Source organism: Clostridium sp. DL-VIII (assembly GCF_000230835.1).
In the GTDB taxonomy this organism is placed as follows: domain Bacteria; phylum Bacillota; class Clostridia; order Clostridiales; family Clostridiaceae; genus Clostridium.
In genome coordinates this window covers 888,430-911,177 of record NZ_CM001240.1, presented here as the reverse complement: position 1 = coordinate 911,177, position 22,748 = coordinate 888,430, and the positions used below count along the sequence as shown (strand labels likewise).

Sequence of the window (22,748 nt, the reverse complement as noted above, 5' to 3'; positions counted from 1 at the left end):
TATTTTCTATTTATTTGCTTTATTATATCAACCTATTACTCGAATGGATTTTCTGTTTTATATAACATACCTTTTGGTTGATTGAATCCTACTTCTTGTACACCCAAATATCTGAATAAATTGTAAATTGCTTTTCCAAAGTGTCCAAATGCAACTGCTCCATGGTGTGGATATCTACCTTCAATTAATACATGACGATAGAATCTTCCCATTTCAGGTATTGCAAATACTCCTATAGAACCGAAAGAACGTGTTGCAACTGGTAAAACTTCTCCTTCTGCTACATAAGCTGTAAGTTCTGCATCTGCATTACTTTGTAATCTAAAGAAAGTAATTTCTCCTGGTACAATATCTCCTTCTAATGTTCCTCTAGTTATATTTGGCTCTTGATTTGGTTCTAATGCTCTTGCCATAATCATTTGGTTCTTCATAGTACCTTTTGTTAATTTACAAGCTGCTGTATTACCACAGTGGAATCCCATAAATGTATCTTTTAATGTATAATTAAATTTACTCTTTATTTCTCCTTCATACATATCAGCTGGTACTGTATTGTTAATATCAAGTAATGTTACGACATCTTGACTTACGCAAGTTCCAATATATTCACTTAAAGCTCCATAAATATCAACTTCACATGATACTGCAATTCCTCTTGCTGTTAAACGGCTGTTTACATAGCAAGGTACGAAACCAAATTGTGTTTGGAATGATGGCCAGCATTTATTTGCAAATACAACAAATTCTCTTGAACCCTTGTGCTCTTCCATCCAATCTAATAATGTGATTTCATATTGAGCAAGTTTTGGTAAAATACCAGGCATCTTATTTCCTTCACCTAATTCTTCTTCCATGCTAGCCATTACTTCTGGAATTCTTGAATCATCTTTATGTGCATTAAATGCTGCATATAAATCAAGTTCTGAATTTTCTTCTATTTCAACACCTAAGTTATATAATTGCTTAATAGGTGCATTACAAGCTAAGAAATCTTGAGGTCTTGGACCAAAAGAAATAATCTTTAAATTCTTTAAACCAAGTAATGCTGTTGCAACTGGTACAAATTCAGCAATCATATCTGCAACTTCTGTTGCAGTTCCAACAGGATATTCTGGAATATATGCTTTTATATTACGAAGAGCTAAATTATAGCTTGCATTAAGCATTCCACAATATGCATCGCCACGTCCTCCAACTAAGTTATCTCCTGTTTCTTCTGAAGCAGCTGCAAACATAACTGGTCCATCAAATTCTTTAGCAAGTAAAGTTTCTGGAGTTTCAGGTCCGAAGTTTCCAAGATATACTACAAGAGCATTTACACCAGCTTCTTTAACTTCTGCTAATGCCTTTTGCATGTGTTTTTCATTTTCGATAGCTGTTGGACATTCATAGATATCTCCATAAACTTTCTTATAAGATTCTACTACAGCCTTTCTTCTATTATTTGATAATTCCATTGGGAAACAATCTCTACTTACAGCAACAATTCCTAATTTTACTTTTGGTGTATTATTCATTTTTAATTCCTCCATTTATATATATTTTTTATTTCAAAACTTTATTTTTGTTTTATATATCACTAATTGATTATTTTAACGAAATATTTTCTCCTTTTAAGCCTATAAATGCACCTTGCTCGCCTAGGTCAGTATCTTTATGTCCAATTAACCACTTATTTCTTGCAAATAGCAATGCATCTTCGCCTGATTTTGAAATTTCATTTTCTAAAGGTAAATTAGTATCTCTTGGTAAAACAACAACACATCTGAATCCATCTTCATTTGCATTACATGGTGCATAGTGAAGTGTAGTTGCATATACTTCAATTATAGTTCCTGCTGGAACCTTAAAAGCTTCAATCTTAGCTGTGTCATATGAGTAATCGTCTTCAATATCCTGCTGAGAGCCTATTAATAGGATAAGATCATTTACTGCTATATTAATTTCTGATGAACGATGATATTCAACTGCGTTTAACATATAGTTATTACCATTACAATATCCTATTTGTATTGGCAGCTCACCATATTCTCTATCTTGTAACTCTTTAGCAATGCTTAATTTCTCAAGTTCTTCAATTGATGGTTCATATATTACATCATCTGGTAATGGTGTACTCTTCATTTTTTCGATTATTTCTGTACAATCATAATTCTTCAGTACTTGTCCATACTTTTTGAATGCTTTGTCAGTAACACTTTTAATAACCATATTAATCTTCCCTTCTCACATATATTCAATATTAAATACACATTTTATAACAAAATCTATAAATATACTTTAACTAACTCTCTAATTCTTATATTTTATCATTTATACAACTCTTATTTTTTCACACTTTTTTACACTACAATTCTTATACATATCTTTTTAGCTATAGTACTACAGATGAGTTTCAATATATTTATAGATTGAGTACTAATTATTTTGAAACAACTTTAATTGTTCTTTCAACCACATTCTCTACAGTAAAGCCAAATAATTTAAATAATTCTTCTGCCTTACCTGAAGCTCCAAAAGTATCTAGAGAAATAACTTCTCCATCAAGTCCTACATATTTATGCCATCCAAAGCTTGTTAAGGCTTCTACTGCAACTCTTGCTCTTACTGCTTTTGGCATTACAGACTCTTTATAGCTTTCCTCTTGAGCATCAAATAGCTCAAAACTTGGCATGCTTATTACTCTTGCATCGATTCCTTTAGCTGAGAGTTCTTCTGCTGCCTTAAAGATTAATTCTACTTCTGAACCTGATGCCATTAATAGTACATCTGGTGTTTCTTTCTTAGAATCTTTAAGAATATATCCACCCTTTAAGGCTCTCTTTGGACACCCATCATATAGCGGCAAGTTTTGTCTTGTCAATACTAATGATGTTGGTGTAGTTCCATTAGTTACAGCATAATACCAAGCTGCTGCTGTTTCTTTTGAGTCAGCTGGTCTAAATACTGTCATGTTTGGCATACTTCGAAGCGCTGCTAACTGTTCAATAGGTTCATGAGTTGGTCCATCTTCTCCTACTCCAATACTATCGTGAGTTAATACATAAGTTACTGGAAGTTTCATAAGAGCTGATAATCTCATAGCACCCTTCATGTAATCACTGAATACAAAGAATGTTGCACAGAATACCTTGAGTCCGCCATGAGCATACATACCGTTAGTTATAGCTGCCATCGCATGTTCTCTAACTCCAAAATGAAGATTTGAACCGCTTCTGTCTTCTGCCGAGAAGTCGCTACGACCATCCATATGAGTCTTGTTTGATGGTGCTAAATCTGCTGAACCTCCTATAAGGTTTGGAATTAATTTAGCTAATCTATTTATCATTATTCCTGAAGATTGTCTTGTAGCCATTTCTTTATCAAAGCTCCAAAGTTCTTCATTATTTAGTAAACTTTCCTTATCTATTTCTCCACTCATCCAAATTCCATATTCCTTTGCTAGTTCTGGATAAGCTTTCTCATATTCCTTAAATAAGTTATTCCATGCTGTTTCTTTAGCTATACCTTTTTCTATGTGCTCATTCATATTTGTATACACTTCGTCTGGTACATAAAATGCTGGCTCAGCCTTCCAGCCTAAGTTTTCCTTCATAGCTTTTACATTATCAGCACCTAAAGGTTCTCCATGAGCTGAAGCTTTACCTTGTTTTGCAGGGCATCCAAAACCTATTTGGTTTTTAACTATTATAATTGATGGTTTAGCTGTTTCTGCTTTTGCTTCTTCTATTGCAGCTTCTATTGAATCAATATCATTTCCATCTGCTACTTTTAATACCTGCCAGCCATAAGCTTCGTATCTCTTTCCTACATCTTCTCTAAATGCTATATCTGTATTTCCTTCAATTGAAATATTATTTGAATCGTATAATACGATTAATTTTCCAAGACCTAAGGTTCCAGCAAGTGATGATGCTTCTCCTGAAATTCCTTCCATAAGACATCCATCTCCAACAATTGCATATGAATAATGGTCAACTACCTTATAATCTGGCTTATTGAATTTTTCTGCTAAATGTGTTTCTGCAATAGCCATTCCCACTGCATTACATATACCTTGTCCAAGTGGTCCTGTTGTAATTTCAACACCTTTAGTATGGCCGTATTCTGGATGTCCTGGTGTTAAACTTCCTATTTGTCTAAAGTTCTTTAAATCTTCAACTGTAAGTCCATATCCAAATAAGTGTAATAATGAATATTCAAGCATTGAACCATGTCCTGCAGATAATACAAATCTATCTCTGTTATCCCAACTCGGATTCTTTCCATTATGATTCATCTTTGTCCACAAAGTATATGCCATGGTAGCAGCTCCAAGTGGTAACCCCGGATGTCCTGATTTTGATTTTTCTATAGCATCTGCTGATAATACTCTTATTGCATTAATAGATAATTTATCTAATTCTCTACTCATTTCTTACCTCACTTTTTATATAAATATATTTTCAAGAAAAGCTGCAAGCTTTTCCTCCTAAACTGTTAACTGTTAAACGCTGCTGCCCAGTCTGCCTTAAACTTTTCAAGTCCTTGATCTGTTAATGGATGTTTTATCATTTGCATTACTAAGTTATAAGGTACTGTTGCTATATCTGCTCCTGCCTTTGCTGCTTCTATTACATGAATTGGATTTCTTACACTTGCTGCTATTATTTCTGTTTCTATTCCATGTACTGCAAATATTTCTGCTATATCTCTAACTAAATCCATTCCTATCATTGATATATCATCTACTCTTCCTAGGAATGGGCTTACATATGTTGCTCCTGCATTTGCTGCAAGTAAGGCTTGTGTAGCTGAAAATATTAATGTTACATTTGTTTTGATTCCTTCACTTGCTAATACCTTTGTTGCTTTAAGTCCTTCTGCTGTCATTGGTATTTTTACTATCATATTTTTATGGATTGCAGCTATTTCTCTTCCTTCTTTTATCATTCCTGCTGCATCCTCACTTACTACTTCTCCACTTATTGGTCCATCTACTATTTCTGTGATTTCCTTTATTACTTCATTGAAATCTCTTCCTTCTTTTGCTATTAGCGATGGATTTGTTGTTACTCCACTTATTACTCCCATTTCATTTGCTTCTTTTATATGTTCTACATTTGCTGTGTCTAAAAAAAATCTCATTCTCTTAACATCTCCTCTTTGCATTTAGTTAAAAAGTACCAGTTAATCTTTCATATATAAAAGGTTCACCTTAAATCCGGAGTTCCAATCAGAAATTTAAGGTTTCCCTGTTATAAGCTTATTACTCAAACTTTAAAAATATATTTTTAAAATTTATTTAATAAGTTTTGAAATTAATAGAGCAGCTTCTACCACTCTATTATTTAATTTCTAAAAATTCTTCAATAGGCAGCATTGCTGCTCCCATCAAATACGATTCCTTAAAGCTTGCCACACTAATGCTACAACTATTTTCATCTGTGAACAAATTATCCTTATATACTACTTTTTTCAAGATATCTATCTTATCTGTCAATAAATTGTTAATATCTCCACCTATAATTATGCTATTAGGATCCAATAACATGATTAAATTTGATATTCCAATTCCTAATATTTTTAAATATTTATCTAATACCTCTTTAGTTGCTAAATCATCTTTCATATATAATTCTTCAAATTCATCTATATCTGAAATATCCTCTAAAGATATTTCATTGTAACTATCTATCAACGCATTCATTGATGTATATGCTTCTAAACATCCTTTAGCTCCACACTTGCATTTCTTTCCGTCTATAGATACCTTTATGTGGCCAAACTCTCCTGAAGAATTATTTTCCCCCCTATATATCTTTCTATTTATAATTATTCCAAGACCTAATCCATCTGTTATTGACACATAAAGTAAATTTTCAAACATGCCTTTCCTGTTTAAAAATTCATAATATGCTGACAGATTAGCCTCATTGTCTACATATATAGGCACATTTAGATATTCAAACTTTTCCTTCAAATTATAATCTTTGGCTTCAAGAAGATATGAATATTTTATTATTCCTTCATTAAAATCTACAGTTCCAGGTAGTGAAAACCCAACCCCAAGCAGATTTTCAGAATTCAAATCATATTTTTTCATAATCAAATCTATATTTTCCTTAATTATTGATATCATATTTTCTATCCCATTATTTTTATGTCTTATTCTTAGATTTTCAATAATTTTTTTCTTCAAATTAACTAAGGTTATTTTAATATGACTTGGGGTTAATGCAACTCCAATTGAATATCTACAATTTTCATTTAATTTAATTGAAATTGCTTTTCTTCCTCCTGTAGATTCTAAAGATCTCACATCCTCTACAATTCCTTCATTTTTTAGTTCATTAATGTTAGTGGAGACTGTAGTTATACTTATATCCAATATTCTTGAAATATCCAATTTAGCAATCTCATTTTTTTCTAATAATAATGCTATTATTTTTTTTCTATTACTTTCTTTTATTTTACTATGATTTACCTCTATCAAATTTTGTAATGCTCCTCTCATCTATCTATGAATAATAGTAGCTTTCTTAAATAATAACATTATTCTTATTCTTATTAAAGTATTGATAACTAGCCATAGATATTATAAATTTTTTAGTCTAAAATCAATATTTAGTAAACTACGTACTATTACACTATAAGCTAGATGCCTAACATAATTCATTCTTATATATCTTTAATTTTAGGATAAGCTGAATTATATGTTTCATATACCTTAGAATACAACTCTTTTAATTCTGGATTTGGTTCTACTTTTTCATTTCCCTTTACAATTTTATTGCAAGCATCTTCAACTGAATCATATATTCCAGCTCCAACTCCTGCAAGAATTGCCACACCAAGTGCTCCACCTTCTGATGCTTTTACTGTAGTTAATGAATACCCAAAAATATCAGCTAATATTTGTCTCCATATACTGCTTTCTGCGCCGCCTCCGCTTACTCTTATTTCCTTAATATCTACATTCATATTCTCGATAATATCAAGGCAATTCTTCAAGCTAAAACTAACTCCTTCTAATATACTACGTGTAAAATCATCATGATTATTTATAAGTGATACTCCTAAAAAAGCTCCTTTAACATTAGGATCTATATGAGGTGTTCTTTCTCCCATTAGATAAGGCAAATAAACGATTCCATTAGATCCTGGTTTAGATCGTGCTGCTCTTTCAGTTAATATATCATATATATCAATTCCTGATTTTTCGCTTTCTTCAACCTCTTTTGCGCAAAATGTTCTTTTAAACCAATTTAATGAAAGACCTGCACCTTGAGTAACTCCCATTACGTGCCATTTATTAGGTACTGCATGGCAAAGAGTATGAACTCTTCCCTTTTCATCAAACCTAGGTGTATCAGTTGCTGCAAATACCACTCCTGAAGTCCCTATTGTTGTTGATATTATTCCTTCACTTACTATTCCATTTCCAATTGCTCCAGCTGCTTGATCTCCAGCCCCACCAACAACAGGTGTATCTATTGCTAAGTTTGTAAGTTCTGCTACCTCTTTAGTAACATGTCCACTGACAACAACTGATTCATAAACATCTGCTAATATATTCTTATCAATATTTAAATCATTAAGTAATTCCTCGCTCCAGTCTCTAGTGTTTATATCAAGCATTTGCATACCGCTAGCATCTGAAACCTCTGTTGCAAAAACATTTGTCAACTTAAATCTTATATAATCCTTTGGAAGAAGAATTTTATATATTTTTTCATAATTATCCGGCTCATTATTTCTGACCCATAGAAGCTTTGAAAGAGTAAAACCAGTTAAGGCTGGATTTCCTGTTATTTTAATTAATCTCTCTTTTCCTATAACCTCTGTCATATACTCGCACTCTTTTTCTGTTCTTTGATCACACCAGATTATGGAGTTTCTAATTACTTTAAAGTCTTTATCCATTAGAACAAGACCATGCATCTGCCCGCTTAATCCAATACCTTTAATGTCAGAAGCTTGTACACCACTTTTTTCAATAACATCCCTTATTCCTTTGACACACGCCTGCCACCAATCTTCAGGATTTTGTTCAGCCCACCCTACTTGTGGTTGAAATAAATCATATCCATATGTCGCAGTTTTTATAGTTTTCCCTTCTTCATTAAACAAAGCTGTTTTAGTCCCTGATGTTCCAATATCTAAGCCTAGTAAATATCTCATATTAAACCTCCATTCCTATACTAATATCTTATTTTATTTAAAAACAAAACATTCTACTTATGATTTTAAATAACTTTTTAAATGTATTTTAATAAGTTAATTGTATCCTCTTTTTTAGCACTAGTCAATATATTTTAGTAAACTTTTTCATTTAGTTGATTACATTATTTTTAAGCATCAATCTTCCTTGCTGATACCCTATTATCAAGATTAACTTAACAAGATAAAAAGTGCCATATAGATTAATCTATACGACACTTTTTTATAATAGAACTTATTAAGTCATATATAATGTACTAAGTTTATTATATATGATTTGCAACCTCATATGCATCCCAGATACCATACATGATATTAGAAACCTTACGTGCATCTCCTAAAAGATAAATTTCTGGAATTTCAAATTCTAATTCCTTATATAAAGAATTTTCTTCTTTATATCCTACAGAAAGAATTACTGAATCACATTCAATCTTTTCTATTCCATCTTTTGTTTCTATTTCTAGAGCTCCATCTTTATATGCTTTAACCTTTGAATTTACTTTAACCTCAATACCATTAAACGGTACTAATTTTTCAAGCATTTCACTGTTTGCAGAGCATAAAGGTCCATTTAAAGCAAGAATTTTATGCAATGCTTCTACTATTGTAACCTTTTTACCTTTTTTAGCAAGATCAAGCGCCAATTCACAGCCAACTAATCCGCCTCCAACTACAACAGTATTATTTCCAGGCTTCTTCTTTCCAAGCAGTACTTCTGCTGCTGTAAATACTTTATCATCATCTCCAAGTGAAAATACTTTTGGAGTAGATCCAGTAGCCATTATTACAGCATCAGCATTGGATTTTAATACTTGCTCCTTTGTTACTTCGCTATTTAAATGTACTTCAACCTTTAATTCTTCTAATGTATGAGCATACCAAGCAGCTAAAGCAATATCATCTTCTTTAAAATCTGGTGCTCCACCTGGAATAAGATTTCCACCTAGCTTATCATTCTTTTCATAAAGAACTGGCTCATGACCTCTAAGTGCTAAAACTCTTGCTGCTTCGCATCCTGCAACTCCACCACCAACTATTAAAACTTTTTTCTTCTTAATCACTGGTGTTAAAGCATTATCTTTTTCCTTACATGCTTGAGTATTTACTGCACAGTTAAGCAATGAATAATGTTGTACACGTCCCATACAGCCTTCTTGGCATGAGATACATGGTCTAATAGACTTACTTCTATTGCTTCTTAACTTATTTACATAGTCAGGGTCTGCAAGTAGTGGTCTTCCAAGACTTATAATGTCGCATGTACCATTCTCAACAGCTTCAAGTGCCATATCTGGATCATCCATTCTTCCTGCACATATAATAGGTACATCTACAGTTTCTTTCATCAATTTAGCATATGGTCTGTATAATCCTTTTTCTTGATACATTGGAGGATGACTCCACCACCATGAATCATAAGATCCAACATCTGTATCTAATGAATCATATCCATATGATACAAGTAGCTTTGCTGCTTCAATTCCTTCTTCTAAATCTCTTCCCTTTTCAATAAATTCTTCACCTGGAAGCGCTCCATCTCTTAAATCTTTTATAAAACTCTTTGGAGAATATCTAAGAGTTACTGGGAAGTCTTCTCCACATCTATTTTTAATTTCTTCAACTATTTCACGTGCAAAGCGAAGTCTATTTTCTAAGCTTCCACCATATTCATCAGTTCTATGATTAAATAATGAAATAGCAAATTGGTCTATAAGGTATCCTTCATGAACGGCATGAATTTGAACTCCATCAAAACCAGCTCTTTTTGCATTATAAGCTCCCTCTCCAAACTTTTTAACTATAGCTTTAATTTCTTCAACTTTAAGTTCACGGCAAGTCTTATCAAGCCATCTATGTTGAATTGGTGATGGCGCAACTGGAGGAAATTCTCCAAGATTAGTTGGTATAGTAACTCTACCAAAACCACCTGACATTTGTAAAAATACCTTTGCATTATATGCATGTATTCTTTCTGTCATTTCTCTTCCTGTTCTAACAAATTGTACTGGATTGTGTGTTGGACATGGAACATTTGGCATACCATGTTCCTCAACTTCATTATCTACAAAAGTAACCCCTGTAATAATTAAGCCAGTACCACCTTTTGCTCTTTCAGTATAATAATCAATTCCTCTTTGATTAAAACCGCCTTCACTATCAGCTAGCCCAAGTGGTCCCATTGGGGCCAATGCAAAACGGTTTTTTATTTCACATTTACCAATCATAACTGGTTCAAATAGCTTTTTGTACTTATTCATACATATCCTCCTAATATAAATACTTAATCGTTAACCATTTAACAAACATATACTTACTAATATAATGTTGTCACCAATATTATTATAATATTCTGAAAATAAATACGTCAATATTTACATGTTTGTTTTTTCATAACATATTTTAATTTATATATAATCATGATAAAATAACCTTAAAAACTAGCGAGGTGCTAAAGATATATGAGAACTTTAAAATATGCAATTTTAGGGCTTGTTAATAGAAATCCTTTAACAGGATACGATATAACCAAAGCCTTTAATGAAGGCTTAGTAGAATTTTGGTATGCCAAGCATAGTCAAATCTATCCTGAACTAAAAAAACTAACAGATGAGGAGCTTATATCATACGAGACAGTTATACAAGGTGAAAAATTAGAGAAAAAATTATATACGATAACTGAAAAAGGGAAAAAAAGTCTGCAAAAATGGCTTGTAAAGGATGAACCTTTAGAGCCAACTCCTAAAGATATATTTAGGCTTAAGGCTTATTTCTGCGATGAAATGGATAATGCTACTCTATTAAAGCAGTTTGAAAGTACACTTAATAAACATTCTGAAAGATTAGAATATCTAGAAAGTTCTATGGAAGAACTTCTAAAAAACAAGGATGTTTCCAAAGTCTCTTCTCCAAATTTTGGAGATTATATTATTTTGAATGGTGCTATTATGAGAGAAAAAAGTTATATAGATTGGCTTAATGATTGTATCCAAAAAATAATTCAAAAAAAGTAGGAACATTATGTTGTTCTTACTTTTTTTCTATAATAACTAAAACTGGTGCTTCCTTTGTATATTCTAATTAAAATTATCAGATAAATACAATTATTGAAAGTATTTTCCAAGTGAGCTATTATAATCATATAAACAGTATCTTTTCATGCGAACTAACTTAACCATTATATAATCAAGGGGTGCAAAAATGAAATATTTAGTTTTGGATATTGGCGGTAGTGCTATTAAATATGCACTTATGACCGAAGATTTAAATTTTATTGAAAAGGGTAAGAAGCCAACACCTGTTGACAACATTGAAAGTTTCATAGATGTAATTGGCAAAATATATGATAAGTACAAAAGCGAAATAGTTGGGATGCCAATAAGTATGCCTGGAATTTTAGATAGTGAAAGAGGTTATGCTTACACTGGCGGATTTTTAAAATATAATAATGAAAAAGAGATTGTTAAAATACTAGAAGAAAGATGTCCTACTAAAATAACAATAGAAAATGACGGAAAATGTGCAGCATTAGCAGAAGCTTGGAAGGGTAGCTTGAAAGACTTTAATGATGGTGTTGTTATAGTCCTCGGAACGGGTGTAGGCGGCGGAATTATAAAAGATAAAAAAATCTATAAAGGTAAAAATTTTTTTGCAGGCGAATTCAGTTTTATAACCGCTAACATTTATGACCCAGAAAATGACGAAAATTACTGGGCAGCAATAAATGGATCTAATGGATTAATAAATTCTGCTTCGAAAATAAAAAATATACCTGAACAAGAATTGGATGGATATAAGATATTTGAATATGCCAATTCTGGAGATAAAGATATAATTAAAGTATTAGACGATTTCACCTATAAATTAGCAGTTCAAATATTTAATCTCCAATGCATTTTAGATCCAGAAGCATTTGCAATTGGTGGTGGAATAAGTAGTCAGGATATTTTAATCGATTATATAAAAAAGAATGTAGATAAATATCATGAACACTTCAAGCTTCATATTCCTAAGCCACGAGTTGTTAGATGCAAATTTAGAAATGATGCTAATCTTATAGGTGCTTTATATAATTTTTTGATTCACAATTCAAATAGTTAATGCACATAAAAATAAAAAAAGACTCTCAATGTTATAACTATAAAAATATATATGTTGCAATAATAAAATTACATTTAGGATGTCTATCTGCTAAGTAAATATCCAAATGTTAAATGTAGAAAATCAATTGCAACATATATGCTTAAATTATTTTCTTAGGAGTCTCATTTTTTATTTATATTCATTAAAGTTAAGTGTAGCTTTTATACAAATATTTTATTAAAAATCTATTGCTCATTTGTTTTTAACTTATAATCTCTAGGTGTCATCCCAAATTTACTTTTAAATATTTTATAAAAGTATGTTGGATTTTCATATCCCACCAAATCCATTATTTGAGCAATGGAATAATTGGTTGATTTAATTAATTCAATAGCCTTGCTTAACTTTCTTTCCTGTAGTAATTCCTTAAATGTCATTTTAGTATGCTTTTTTATTAATTTACTAAGTTTATAATCCGGCTGCTTTAGATTTTCCGCTAACTCTAAAAGAGTTCCTTTGCCATAAAATTCATCGATGTATTTAAGGCTTTGAATTATTAACAGCTTCTCATAATTATCCACAGAATATGCTTCTATATCCTGTGAATTCTTTATTAACTCTACTAATAATAGTCCAACTAAGAGCTTTATTGTTGCTTTTTTCATTATTGAGGAAGTATATATTTCTATTATTATTCTTTCTAATAAATCCTGTATATCTTTTCTTTCTGAAACTTTAAAATATAGATATTCTCCTTCATCATAATTTGTATATAATGTAGTCAATAGAAATTTACTTATAATATTCTCATTACCTAAAAGCGTTATTATGTAGTCAAAAAATTCTGGCCTAATTATAAAATTAATTATTATATCTTCTTTCTTTGATGCCTTAATTTCATGAGTTATATATTGATTTAAAAAAATCAATTCTCCCTTTTGCAACGTTATTTCTTTATTATCAATTACTTGAGTTAACTTTCCTTGATAAATATAATTAAATTCAATGTAATTATGCTTGTGGCTTGGAAAGTTAATAAATCGTGTATGTTTTCTAATATTTATTAACTCTCCACTTGGCAATAACTTATTACTATCAATGATAAATTTTCCTTCATCCGTATAAATACTCTTATTTACTGAATTCTCTCCACTTATAATCTTTGATTCTTCATCCGTAAGTTCTATGAGTTTATCATGAATTTCCTTCAGCATAAGCTAAGCCTCCTTATCTCATTATAAATAAACATAATATTTATATTATACAACTTATATATACAAAAGTTAATTATCCCTTATAATCACCTAAATTAATACCTACTTTATCAACCTCATATATTTACCAAATAAATAAAAAGAATATAGCCATGTACTTATATCTCCTCATGCTATATCCTCTCCATATTAATAAACATAAATAAGGCACAATCAAATAAATAATAAGTCCATTTGCCAGCCTATTTTCCATCATCCTACGGCGACAAATTAACCTAATAGCCCGCTATGAGGGTAATTTGTCTTCTTGCCTAATGAAAAATATCCATGGCAATTTTAGACTTGTTATATATTTTCATGTGCCTAAATATTTTTAATTATGCCTTGCTACTACTAATTATTTATACACTCACTTAAAAATTCAAATCCTTCTTTTATAGTTCTATGCTTTAATAACTTTACATCAGATTTAGATATCTTATAAATAAGTTGAACACAATATCCTATTCCAAATGCAGTTACTAATGTTCCAATTCCAACAAATCCCCCTAAGACCCATCCTATGATTAAAGCACTCATTTCTATGCAAAATCTTATTATACTTATTGGCTTTCCTGTACGTTTTACTAATGCAATCATAAGTCCATCTCTAGGCCCACATCCCATTTCACATCCTATATAGAGATAACTTCCTATTGCTGATGCAAACAAACTAGCTATCATCATTAATATTCCTGAAAATAAATTATTACAAACCGGGATTATTTTCATATACATTATAAGATCTATGAAGCATCCTATTATTATCATATTTGCTATAGTTCCAAGCCCTACCTTTACTCCAAGCAAACTAGCAATTACTACTATAACCACTCCAACTATGATACTTGCTTGTCCCATAGTTATACTTGTTACATTGGTCAATCCTTGATGGAATACATCCCAAGGACTTAGTCCTAAATTTGAATTAAGGGCCAACACAGTTCCACTTGCGCACAAAAAAAAGCCAACTAGTAATTTAAGTACAAGACTAAATAATTTTTTCATAATTCCCCTTTTCTCCTGTAGTTTATTTTTTACCATATAATTCTCCGCATAAAAAACAGCTACAGATTATTTCTTCAATTATTAGTCAGTTTACCTCAATCTAGTGAAAAACTCAATTTGCTTTTACTTATAAAGCGTTAATATAAAGCGTATACATGTCTTTTTATATCACTGTATTTCCTGTTGATGAAATTTTTTAAAAAAGTTTTCCCTTTTTAATTTTTACACAATAACTTCTGACTGCTTTTCTTTTTTTACTCTATAAACCAAGAATATTCCATAGCAAACTAATATTAGAGCTGCTAATATCTTAACATCAAATATATTTTCTCCTAAAAATATAGCTGACAATAATGTTCCAAAAACAGGTATTAAAAAATTAAATACTGATATTATTCCAACTTTATTATATTTTAATAGTTGAGTCCATAGAGTAAATGCTACTGAAGACAATAATGCCATATATATTAAAAGTGATGTGGATTTTATTGTAAATCCTTCTAAACTTCCACCTAAGGCAAATCCTAAGATTATAAGGACAATTCCTCCTATAAACAGTTGAAATCCAGTAACTATTGACGGTTCCTGTGCTTGAGTTATTTTCTTACCATATATGGCTGAAACAGCAAAAATTATTGCTGCAAACAATATAAAGCCTTCTCCTTGAAATGTAATATTTCCACCTAGTGATTCTCCATTCAAATTAACTATTATTACACCCAAAAAACCTATCAAGCATCCTGCTATTTTGTTAAAATTAAGCTTATCATTTTTATAAAGGAAATGTGCTAAGATTATGCTTACAAATGTCCCTGTTCCATTTATTATAGAGCCTCTTACCCCTGTAGTATAGGACATTCCAACATAAAAAAATATGTACTGAAGAGTAGTTTGCGTTAATCCGAGTAATGTTATCTGTCCAAATTGACTTTTAGTGAATTTTATTCCTCTTCTATTTTTAACAAGCTCAAATAATAATATAAATAGTCCTGCAAGAGTAAATCTATACCCTGCAAAAACTAATTTTCCTCCTACATCTACTACATTAAATAATGAATATCCGATCTTTATAGCCGGGTAAGCACTTCCCCACAAAAGGCAGCATAATGCTGCGAAAAATACAATGTTCCTTCTATTAGTATAAAATTTAGTATTATCCATATTTCAATTTTTCTCCCTGATTTTTGTTCAAAACTATTTTAATATTGCTGCTTCTTTTATCTCATCTATAATCTTCATAACACGAATTGATTCATCTAAAGATAAATAATCACTTTGTATTCTATCTGCCTTTAAGCAATTATGAACTTCTTTAATTTCTGCATACATATCATCAAATTCTAATTCTTTTTCAATTGTATAAGACTCACTTTCATTTAAATAAACCTTGGCTTTATCAGGCCTATTATACATGGGAACTTCTATGTAACCTTTTGTTCCTTTAATTATAGCAGTTCTTTCCTTATCTCTGTCCATCGCACCTTCTATAGTTCCTATTGTTCCATTTCTAAATGTTAATACAGCTTTAAAATAAGAATCTACTCCTGCCTCATTAAGCTTCATACTAGAAGTGACATTCTCAACTTCGGAATCAGTCATATCCATAACAAATGATAATGGATAGATTCCAACATCTAACAATGCTCCGCCTTGATTTTTATCCAGCAAATAAGATCCTTCTTTTATATTAGTAACATGATTGCAGAAATTAGCTTCAACAGCTGCAATTTCACCAATTTCCCCACTTTCTATTATCTTCTTAATGTCCTGAATTAACGGTATGAATCTAGTCTTCATTGCTTCCATAAAAAATGTATTATTTAATATGGCCTCTTCCTTTATTTCTTCTATTTCTTTTGAATTCAATCCTACAGGCTTTTCACATAGTACAGCTTTCTTATGCCTTAGAGCTTTTATTGACCAATACTTGTGCAAACCATGAGGAAGTGCAATGTAGACCGCATCCAGCTCTTCATCATTTAATAATTCATCGTAATCTTCATAAATTTTTTCACACTTATATTTTTCATAAAATGTATCACGTTTTTCTTTTGTTTTAGACGCAATAGCATATAACCTACCTTCATCTGAGTAAGATAAGCTTTTTGCAAAACGTGCAGCTATATTTCCAAGACCTATAATTCCCCACTTAACCATAACTTCCTCCTTCAATTTTTCATTATCCATAACTTGGTTACATCTTTTTTACTCTACTTATATTATATTGTAATACTGATATATAACAAGCCTTAATCAGTTTATAGTTAAAAATAAGAAACTGTTAGCCTTTCATTATTTATTCCCACATGCTATCAATAAATAGCACTAATTATATATTATTCATTATCACTTTATTCGTCATTAGCTTAGATTTAATCAGAATCAAACCACTGGAAGATTTCAAAGTTTTATATGTAATAAAAAACTATATAAAGAAAATCACAAACTATCATAATTTATAATTTTCTCTATATAGTTATTATTTCTATGGACTTTTTTAATTCAGAAATATATCTTTCTCTCTTTAAATATAACTCTTCTGCTTCCTTTAGTGTAATTTTTTGAAACGAAATTTTATCATTAGGTTTTAGCTGAACTATCTTGCCAATATCCACAGCCGCTACATGAGCTATCTTAGGATAACCTCCTGCTGTCTGTCTATCAGCTAAAAGAATAATAGGATTTCCATCTGGTGGAATTTGAATAGTTCCTACTGATACTTCTTCTGATATCATCTCTAACTTTTCTTTTAATTCAACTTTAGGACCAGACAGACGATACCCCATTCTATCAGATTTATTATCAACATTAAATTTTGAATTAAAGAACTTATTTATACTCTCTTCTGAAACATTTAAGAATTGCCTGTCTTCAAAAACCCTAATTACTATATCTTCATGATTTGATTTCATAAAATCTTTAATATACCAGTTTGAAGCTATAAACTCATCCTCATTTTTTATTTTCTTAAGATTATTTATTATTTTACAAGACTTTGAACTCTTATGTCCAATATTAATGATATCTCCTTTTTTTAAAGCTCTTCCTTCATATCCTCCAAAACCTGCTCTTAAATATGTGCTTTTGCTTTCCATAACTTTTGGTACATCAAAGCCGCCTGCAATGGCCAAATAACCTCTGCAGCCTGTCTTACAAGAACTAAACTTTAATATGCTATCTTCTTTTAAATAAATTGGTCTTCCTCTTGAAATTCTCTTTCCATTAATTGTTGCTTGGAACTCTCCTCCGGTTATAGAAAATAAAGTTTCTTTTTCAAGTTTTAATGAAGGACCAACTAACGTAATTTCTAAGACACCTTCATTTTCTTCATTTCCAACGCCTATATTTGCAAATCTAGCAGCATAAGCATCCATTGCTCCGCTGACTATAACACCATACTTTTGATATCCACTTCTCCCTAGATCCTGAATCGTTGAAAGAAGCCCTGGACTTAAAACTGATATACTCAACTAATATTCCTCCTCCTTAAGCTTCATATATTCATCATAAGATATAGGATAAAATTTAGCTATGTCGCCTGCCTTTAAAATACTTTGTGGCTGCCTATCCAATTTAAACATCTTTATAGGAGTTCTGCCTATAAGCTGCCAGCCTCCAGGCGTTTCTATTGGATATACCCCTGTCTGCATTCCAGCAATACCAACTGATCCTTCTGGTATTGCTATTCTTGGAGATTCACGTCTTGGAGCTGATATTTTCTCTGACATTCCTCCTAAATAAGGAAAGCCTGGTGCAAACCCAACCATATAAACTAAATATTTTCCTTCTGAATGGATTTTGATTACCTCTTCTACAGTAAGATTATTTATTTCTGCTACATACTCAATATCAGGTCCAAATTCCCCGCCATAGCAAACTGGGATATTAACAATATTTTCCTCATAAACCTTTGAGAAATCTACATGACATAACATTTCTTCCAAAAGTTCTTTTACTTCTTCATAAGGAGATTCATAATTTAACTCTAGTGGATTATAAATTACAGAAATACTCGTAAAGGCAGGGACATATTCCACAAATCCTTTAAAAGGATGATTATCAAGATAATTGCAAAATGTTCTTACTCTTTTATTTATCTCTTCATTAATAACCTTTCCAAATTCAACTAAAGCTGCTGTTTCACTTATTTGAACAATTTCAATTTTAAATTCATCTTCTCTCACCCTTATATCTTCCCTTCAAATAACTGCCTATTCTGCTTATTTAAAATTTTCATATATTCTCTTAACCCTCTTACATATCCCACAAACAAATTCATAGTTGAAACTTCCTGCAAGATAAGCTAATTCCTCTACAGAAATGCTCTTATCCTTATCTTTACCTACCAATATCACTTCATCTTCAATTTCCACATTATCTATATGTGTAACATCAACCATCATTTGATCCATACAGACTCTGCCTATTATAGGTGCATACTCTCCACTTATTAATACTCTTCCTTTCGATGAAAGCGCTCTTGGGTATCCATCTGCATATCCTACTGAAATAGTTGCTATCTTTGTTTTTCCTTTTGTAATATAAGTTTTTCCATAACTTACGCCACATCCTTCATCTACTGTTTTTACATTTACCACATGAGCTTTCCATTCTAAAGCCGGTTTTAGCTCAATTGCGCTTTTATTGACTTCCTCAGATGGATATAGCCCATAAGTAATTATTCCAGATCTCACCATATCAAATCTATGATGATTAAACTCCATAATTCCTGCACTATTGCAGATATGCTTAATTGGAATGTTTATGCTTCTTTCATCTAATAAATTAATGAAATTATCATATCTCTCCATCTGCAATTTACTATAAGCTTTATCAGTTTCATCTGCGCAGGAAAAGTGTGTAAACAAACCTTCAACCACTACATTAGAAAGAGAGAAAATCTTCTGAAGCTCTATAATTCCTGCTTCATTTGGCTCAAGGCCTATTCTTGTCATCCCTGTATCTAATGCAATATGGATTTTAGCAGCCTTTTTGCAGAGCTTTGCAGCATTTGATATTTCTTTAGCCATCTCTAAACTATATATAGTTTGAGTAATATCATTTTTAACTAATTCAATATACTGGCTTGGAGATGTATAGCCAAGTATAAGAATAGGTAATTCTATTCCATTATCTCGTAATTCTATTGCCTCTTCTATAGTGGCTACACCATAATAATCTACTTGATTTTTAAGAAACTCTCCCAAAACCGTCGCTCCATGACCATAACCATCCGCTTTTATTACAGCCAGGACCTTGACTCCTTTTTCTATTCTCTTTTTTACTTCCAATATATTATGCTCTATTGCATCTAAATCTATTTTGGCATAAGTTCTAAGATATTCTCCCATAAAAAATCCTTCTTTGTTAAACTATTTTATTTAATGAGGCAATTTTTATATCTTCCTCTTCAAGCTTAGCTTTAATTCTCTTAACAAATTCCAAAGCTTTGATTCCATCTCCATGTACACATATAGAATCTACTTTTATTGGAATTTCTTTTCCCGTAATTGCTTCAACTTTATTTTCTTTTATCATCTTAATAACCCTTTTAATAGCTATTTCTTCGTCTGTAATCATAGCTCCTTCTTTAGTCCTCGCAACTAGAGAGCCATCTTCTTCATAAGCACGATCAGCGAAAGCCTCCAAAGCTACCTTTAATCCAACACTCTTCGCTGCATCTATCATTTTACTTCCAGATAAAGCAAGCAGAATTAATTTAGGATTCACCTCATATATTCCCTCACAAATAGCCTCTGCAAGTGCTATATCTTTTCCTGCCATATTATATAAAGCTCCATGTGGTTTTATATGACACATTTCAGTTTCATGAGCTTTGCAAAAAGCATCTAACGCACCAATTTGATATTGCACCATAGCTTTAGCTTCTTTTAAGGATACATTCATATTTCTTCTTCCGAAACCAACTAAATCTGGAAATCCAGGATGGGCGCCAATACTGACTCCAGCTTTTTTTGCCAGCTCAACTGTATGACTCATGACTAAAGGATCTGATGCATGAAATCCACAAGCTATATTAGCAGAGGAGATATAAGAAATTACTTCCTCATCTAAGCCGAGTTTATAATTTCCAAAGCTCTCACCTAAATCACAATTTAAATCTACCTGATACATAAACTCCCTCCTTTTATCAATTCAGTTTATTCCCTTTAGAGTATTCTATGGATAATTTACAGTTAACAGTTATATAATTGAAAGCCTCGACCTTAGGCTTTCCCTTAATTATTCTTAAATCCTATAGGGATTTCCTCCATAAGTTTTAAATTAATTATATTTCAAATCAATGTTTTTTATATCTGTTATAAGCATATGCCCTGGAGAATGGGTAATAACTATTTTGGGCTTTACATTCATAATTACCGATTGAGGTGTAACACCACAGGCCCAGAATACTGGAATTTCACCTTCTTTTATTTCTACGCTGTCCCCAAAATCAGGACTCATAACGTCCTTTATTCCAATAACAGATGGATCTCCTATATGAATAGGGGTTCCATGAACCTTAGGCATCGCTCCTGTAACCATTACAGATTTTACAACTTGTTCATGTGGTATAGGTCTCATACTTACAACCATTTTTCCATTAAATATTCCTGCAGGTTCGCATTCTATATTTGTTTTAAACATAGGCACATTACATTCTTCTTCAATATGCCTTACAGGAATACCAGCTTCTAAAAGTTCTGATTCAAAAGAGAAACTGCAGCCTATTAAAAAACTCACAAAGTCATCTCTCCACAAATGATCTATATTTGTATATTCGCCTGTAAGTATTCCATCTTCATATACTCTATATTTAGGAATATCTTTAGTTATATCTATATCATGAGCAATATAGTTAAGGTTTTTACTTCCAACATCGCTGACTTCTAGTACTGGGCAGGACTTTGGATTCCTTTGAGTAAATAACAGAAAATCATAAGCCAGTTCTTTAGGCAAAATAACTAAATTAGCCTGTGCATATCCAGCACACATCCCAGAAGTCGGTCCTGTAATTCTACCTTCACGTATTAATTTTCTAACTTCTGCCGGCTCCATTGTTGAATAATCCATTATATACTTCTCCTTTCACTTAACATTATTAAATTCTCGTCTTCACCTTTTTCTTTAACAGTCCTTTCATAATATCCAAGTTCAATCACTTTCTCAAACCAGGTAGCACATGTCTTTTCTAATTTAATAGCATAGGATACACATTCCCTCATTAAATTTATAATTGAAAGATTCATGGATATTCCAAATCCGTCTATTGCCGGGATTAACCAGCCATACATATCTATCATTCCACTTCTTGAGGCTGTTATCATTGCTTCTTCCTGCATTTCTTTTGTGTGCAATATTTCTAAATCTTTTTTCAAATAAGCAATTGCTGCAATTAATCCATAGCATCCCCAGTCTGAAACTGTAGCTGTTATTATATTATCTGCTTTTGTAGCCACTGCAATACCGCCCTTGCATTCACAATTGCATTTTCCTTTGGCCGCATATGGAATATATTCTTCTAAATGTTCCTTTATAGTTCCCATGCCAATTTCATTTCCAAGGTCTCCAATTGCAATGTTAAGAACTCCTTTTTCCTGTAACTTTGTAAATAATATATCCTGCTTTGCTTCTATTTCAGTTACATCTAATCCCACAGCATTATGATAAGTGCCTGCTGAATTAGCTCCTGGACACTCAATACTTATTACTGCACTAGGCAGTCCCTTAGCTATTATTTCATCAGCTTGACTTTCTGCTTTATCCACGTCTTTTGTAAAATCCACCGCAGACATAGATATAGGATATTCCTTTAATTCTTCTATAGTATCATAGAAATGCATGCCAACTACATAAGCCAGATTTTTTACCGCTGTCATATTTTCTTTTGGGCATATGATTACTGGCTTTACGTTAAAAGCCTTTACTAAAGCTCTTGCCAAAAGTACTGAACTTACTATCCCATCCATTTCTGCCTTTTTAGATGGAAGTAATACAAATCCAGTCATTATATAAATTAGGTCACCTTCCTTTAGTGTTTCAACAAGCTTTTTAGCAGCATTTGTTGTTAATGGTTCATTTGTATATTTTCTAGAGGCAGAGTATAAAATACGGCATACTCCATATCCTCTAGGATCTAGATTCATCAAATTATCTAGGTTTTCCCCCATGTTAAAGATTGTTAACTCTTCCTGATTCATA

The 22,748-nt window shown here is 31.6% G+C and carries 19 protein-coding genes; 2 read left to right on the top strand and 17 right to left on the bottom strand.

Going from position 1 to position 22,748, the window contains the following annotated elements:
• Positions 1–35: 35 nt before the first annotated feature.
• The 7 genes from CDLVIII_RS04195 to CDLVIII_RS04165 all read right to left on the bottom strand — a co-directional run bounded on the left by CDLVIII_RS04195 (position 36) and on the right by CDLVIII_RS04165 (position 10,463).
• Complete coding sequence (locus CDLVIII_RS04195; RefSeq protein WP_009168183.1) at positions 36–1,517, bottom strand: L-fucose/L-arabinose isomerase family protein; 1,482 nt, start codon at positions 1,515–1,517, stop codon at positions 36–38.
• A gap of 70 nt (positions 1,518–1,587) precedes the next feature.
• Positions 1,588–2,211, bottom strand: coding sequence for a DUF4867 family protein (locus CDLVIII_RS04190; RefSeq protein WP_009168182.1), 624 nt, complete (start codon positions 2,209–2,211; stop codon positions 1,588–1,590).
• Positions 2,212–2,422: 211 nt separating this feature from the next.
• Entirely contained in the window at positions 2,423–4,414 is a 1,992-nt protein-coding gene (tkt, locus tag CDLVIII_RS04185; RefSeq protein ID WP_009168181.1) for a transketolase, read from the bottom strand.
• 65 nt (positions 4,415–4,479) lie between these two features.
• Positions 4,480–5,127 (bottom strand): fructose-6-phosphate aldolase, encoded by a 648-nt coding sequence (gene fsa, locus CDLVIII_RS04180; protein WP_009168180.1) that lies wholly within the window; start codon positions 5,125–5,127, stop codon positions 4,480–4,482.
• A 199-nt stretch (positions 5,128–5,326) separates the two neighbouring features.
• Positions 5,327–6,475, bottom strand: a complete 1,149-nt coding sequence (locus CDLVIII_RS04175; RefSeq protein ID WP_009168179.1) for an ROK family transcriptional regulator — start codon at positions 6,473–6,475, stop codon at positions 5,327–5,329.
• Between the two features lie 185 nt (positions 6,476–6,660).
• Positions 6,661–8,163, bottom strand: coding sequence for a xylulokinase (gene xylB, locus CDLVIII_RS04170; RefSeq protein WP_009168178.1), 1,503 nt, complete (start codon positions 8,161–8,163; stop codon positions 6,661–6,663).
• Between the two features lie 305 nt (positions 8,164–8,468).
• A complete protein-coding gene (locus CDLVIII_RS04165; RefSeq protein ID WP_009168177.1) occupies positions 8,469–10,463 on the bottom strand; it encodes an FAD-dependent oxidoreductase in 1,995 nt (664 codons plus the stop codon).
• A 201-nt stretch (positions 10,464–10,664) separates the two neighbouring features.
• Here CDLVIII_RS04165 and CDLVIII_RS04160 point away from each other — a divergent pair, with 201 nt between their 5' ends.
• The gene (locus tag CDLVIII_RS04160) at positions 10,665–11,216 is read left to right on the top strand and encodes a PadR family transcriptional regulator (RefSeq protein WP_009168176.1); all 552 of its coding nucleotides are present in this window, start codon (positions 10,665–10,667) and stop codon (positions 11,214–11,216) included.
• Positions 11,217–11,403: 187 nt separating this feature from the next.
• Complete coding sequence (locus CDLVIII_RS04155; protein WP_009168175.1) at positions 11,404–12,303, top strand: ROK family protein; 900 nt, start codon at positions 11,404–11,406, stop codon at positions 12,301–12,303.
• 227 nt (positions 12,304–12,530) lie between these two features.
• Here CDLVIII_RS04155 and CDLVIII_RS04150 read toward each other — a convergent pair whose 3' ends face one another.
• The 10 genes from CDLVIII_RS04150 to CDLVIII_RS04105 form a co-directional block, all read right to left on the bottom strand.
• The gene (locus CDLVIII_RS04150; protein WP_009168174.1) at positions 12,531–13,499 is read right to left on the bottom strand and encodes an AraC family transcriptional regulator; all 969 of its coding nucleotides are present in this window, start codon (positions 13,497–13,499) and stop codon (positions 12,531–12,533) included.
• Positions 13,500–13,892: 393 nt separating this feature from the next.
• The gene (locus CDLVIII_RS04145; RefSeq protein ID WP_009168173.1) at positions 13,893–14,546 is read right to left on the bottom strand and encodes a membrane protein; all 654 of its coding nucleotides are present in this window, start codon (positions 14,544–14,546) and stop codon (positions 13,893–13,895) included.
• A 222-nt stretch (positions 14,547–14,768) separates the two neighbouring features.
• On the bottom strand, positions 14,769–15,707 hold the full coding sequence (locus CDLVIII_RS04140; protein ID WP_009168172.1) for a DMT family transporter: 939 nt from the start codon (positions 15,705–15,707) through the stop codon (positions 14,769–14,771).
• Between the two features lie 33 nt (positions 15,708–15,740).
• Positions 15,741–16,733, bottom strand: a complete 993-nt coding sequence (locus CDLVIII_RS04135) for a Gfo/Idh/MocA family oxidoreductase (RefSeq protein ID WP_242835817.1) — start codon at positions 16,731–16,733, stop codon at positions 15,741–15,743.
• A gap of 281 nt (positions 16,734–17,014) precedes the next feature.
• Complete coding sequence (locus CDLVIII_RS04130; protein WP_009168170.1) at positions 17,015–18,016, bottom strand: biotin-dependent carboxyltransferase family protein; 1,002 nt, start codon at positions 18,014–18,016, stop codon at positions 17,015–17,017.
• Positions 18,017–18,730 carry a 5-oxoprolinase subunit PxpB gene (gene pxpB / locus CDLVIII_RS04125; protein WP_009168169.1) on the bottom strand — a complete coding sequence of 238 codons (714 nt, stop codon included), beginning with the start codon at positions 18,728–18,730 and terminating at the stop codon, positions 18,017–18,019. It abuts the gene before it with no gap.
• A gap of 36 nt (positions 18,731–18,766) precedes the next feature.
• Complete coding sequence (alr, locus tag CDLVIII_RS04120; protein WP_009168168.1) at positions 18,767–19,897, bottom strand: alanine racemase; 1,131 nt, start codon at positions 19,895–19,897, stop codon at positions 18,767–18,769.
• Between the two features lie 16 nt (positions 19,898–19,913).
• Entirely contained in the window at positions 19,914–20,681 is a 768-nt protein-coding gene (locus tag CDLVIII_RS04115) for a 5-oxoprolinase subunit PxpA (protein WP_009168167.1), read from the bottom strand.
• Positions 20,682–20,831: 150 nt separating this feature from the next.
• Complete coding sequence (locus CDLVIII_RS04110; protein ID WP_009168166.1) at positions 20,832–21,620, bottom strand: putative hydro-lyase; 789 nt, start codon at positions 21,618–21,620, stop codon at positions 20,832–20,834.
• Positions 21,620–22,747: a DUF4392 domain-containing protein gene (locus tag CDLVIII_RS04105; RefSeq protein ID WP_009168165.1), complete on the bottom strand. Its 1,128-nt coding sequence runs from the start codon at positions 22,745–22,747 to the stop codon at positions 21,620–21,622. Before CDLVIII_RS04105 ends, CDLVIII_RS04110 begins: the two co-directional genes overlap by 1 nt.
• Between the last annotated feature and the right edge of the window lies 1 nt (position 22,748).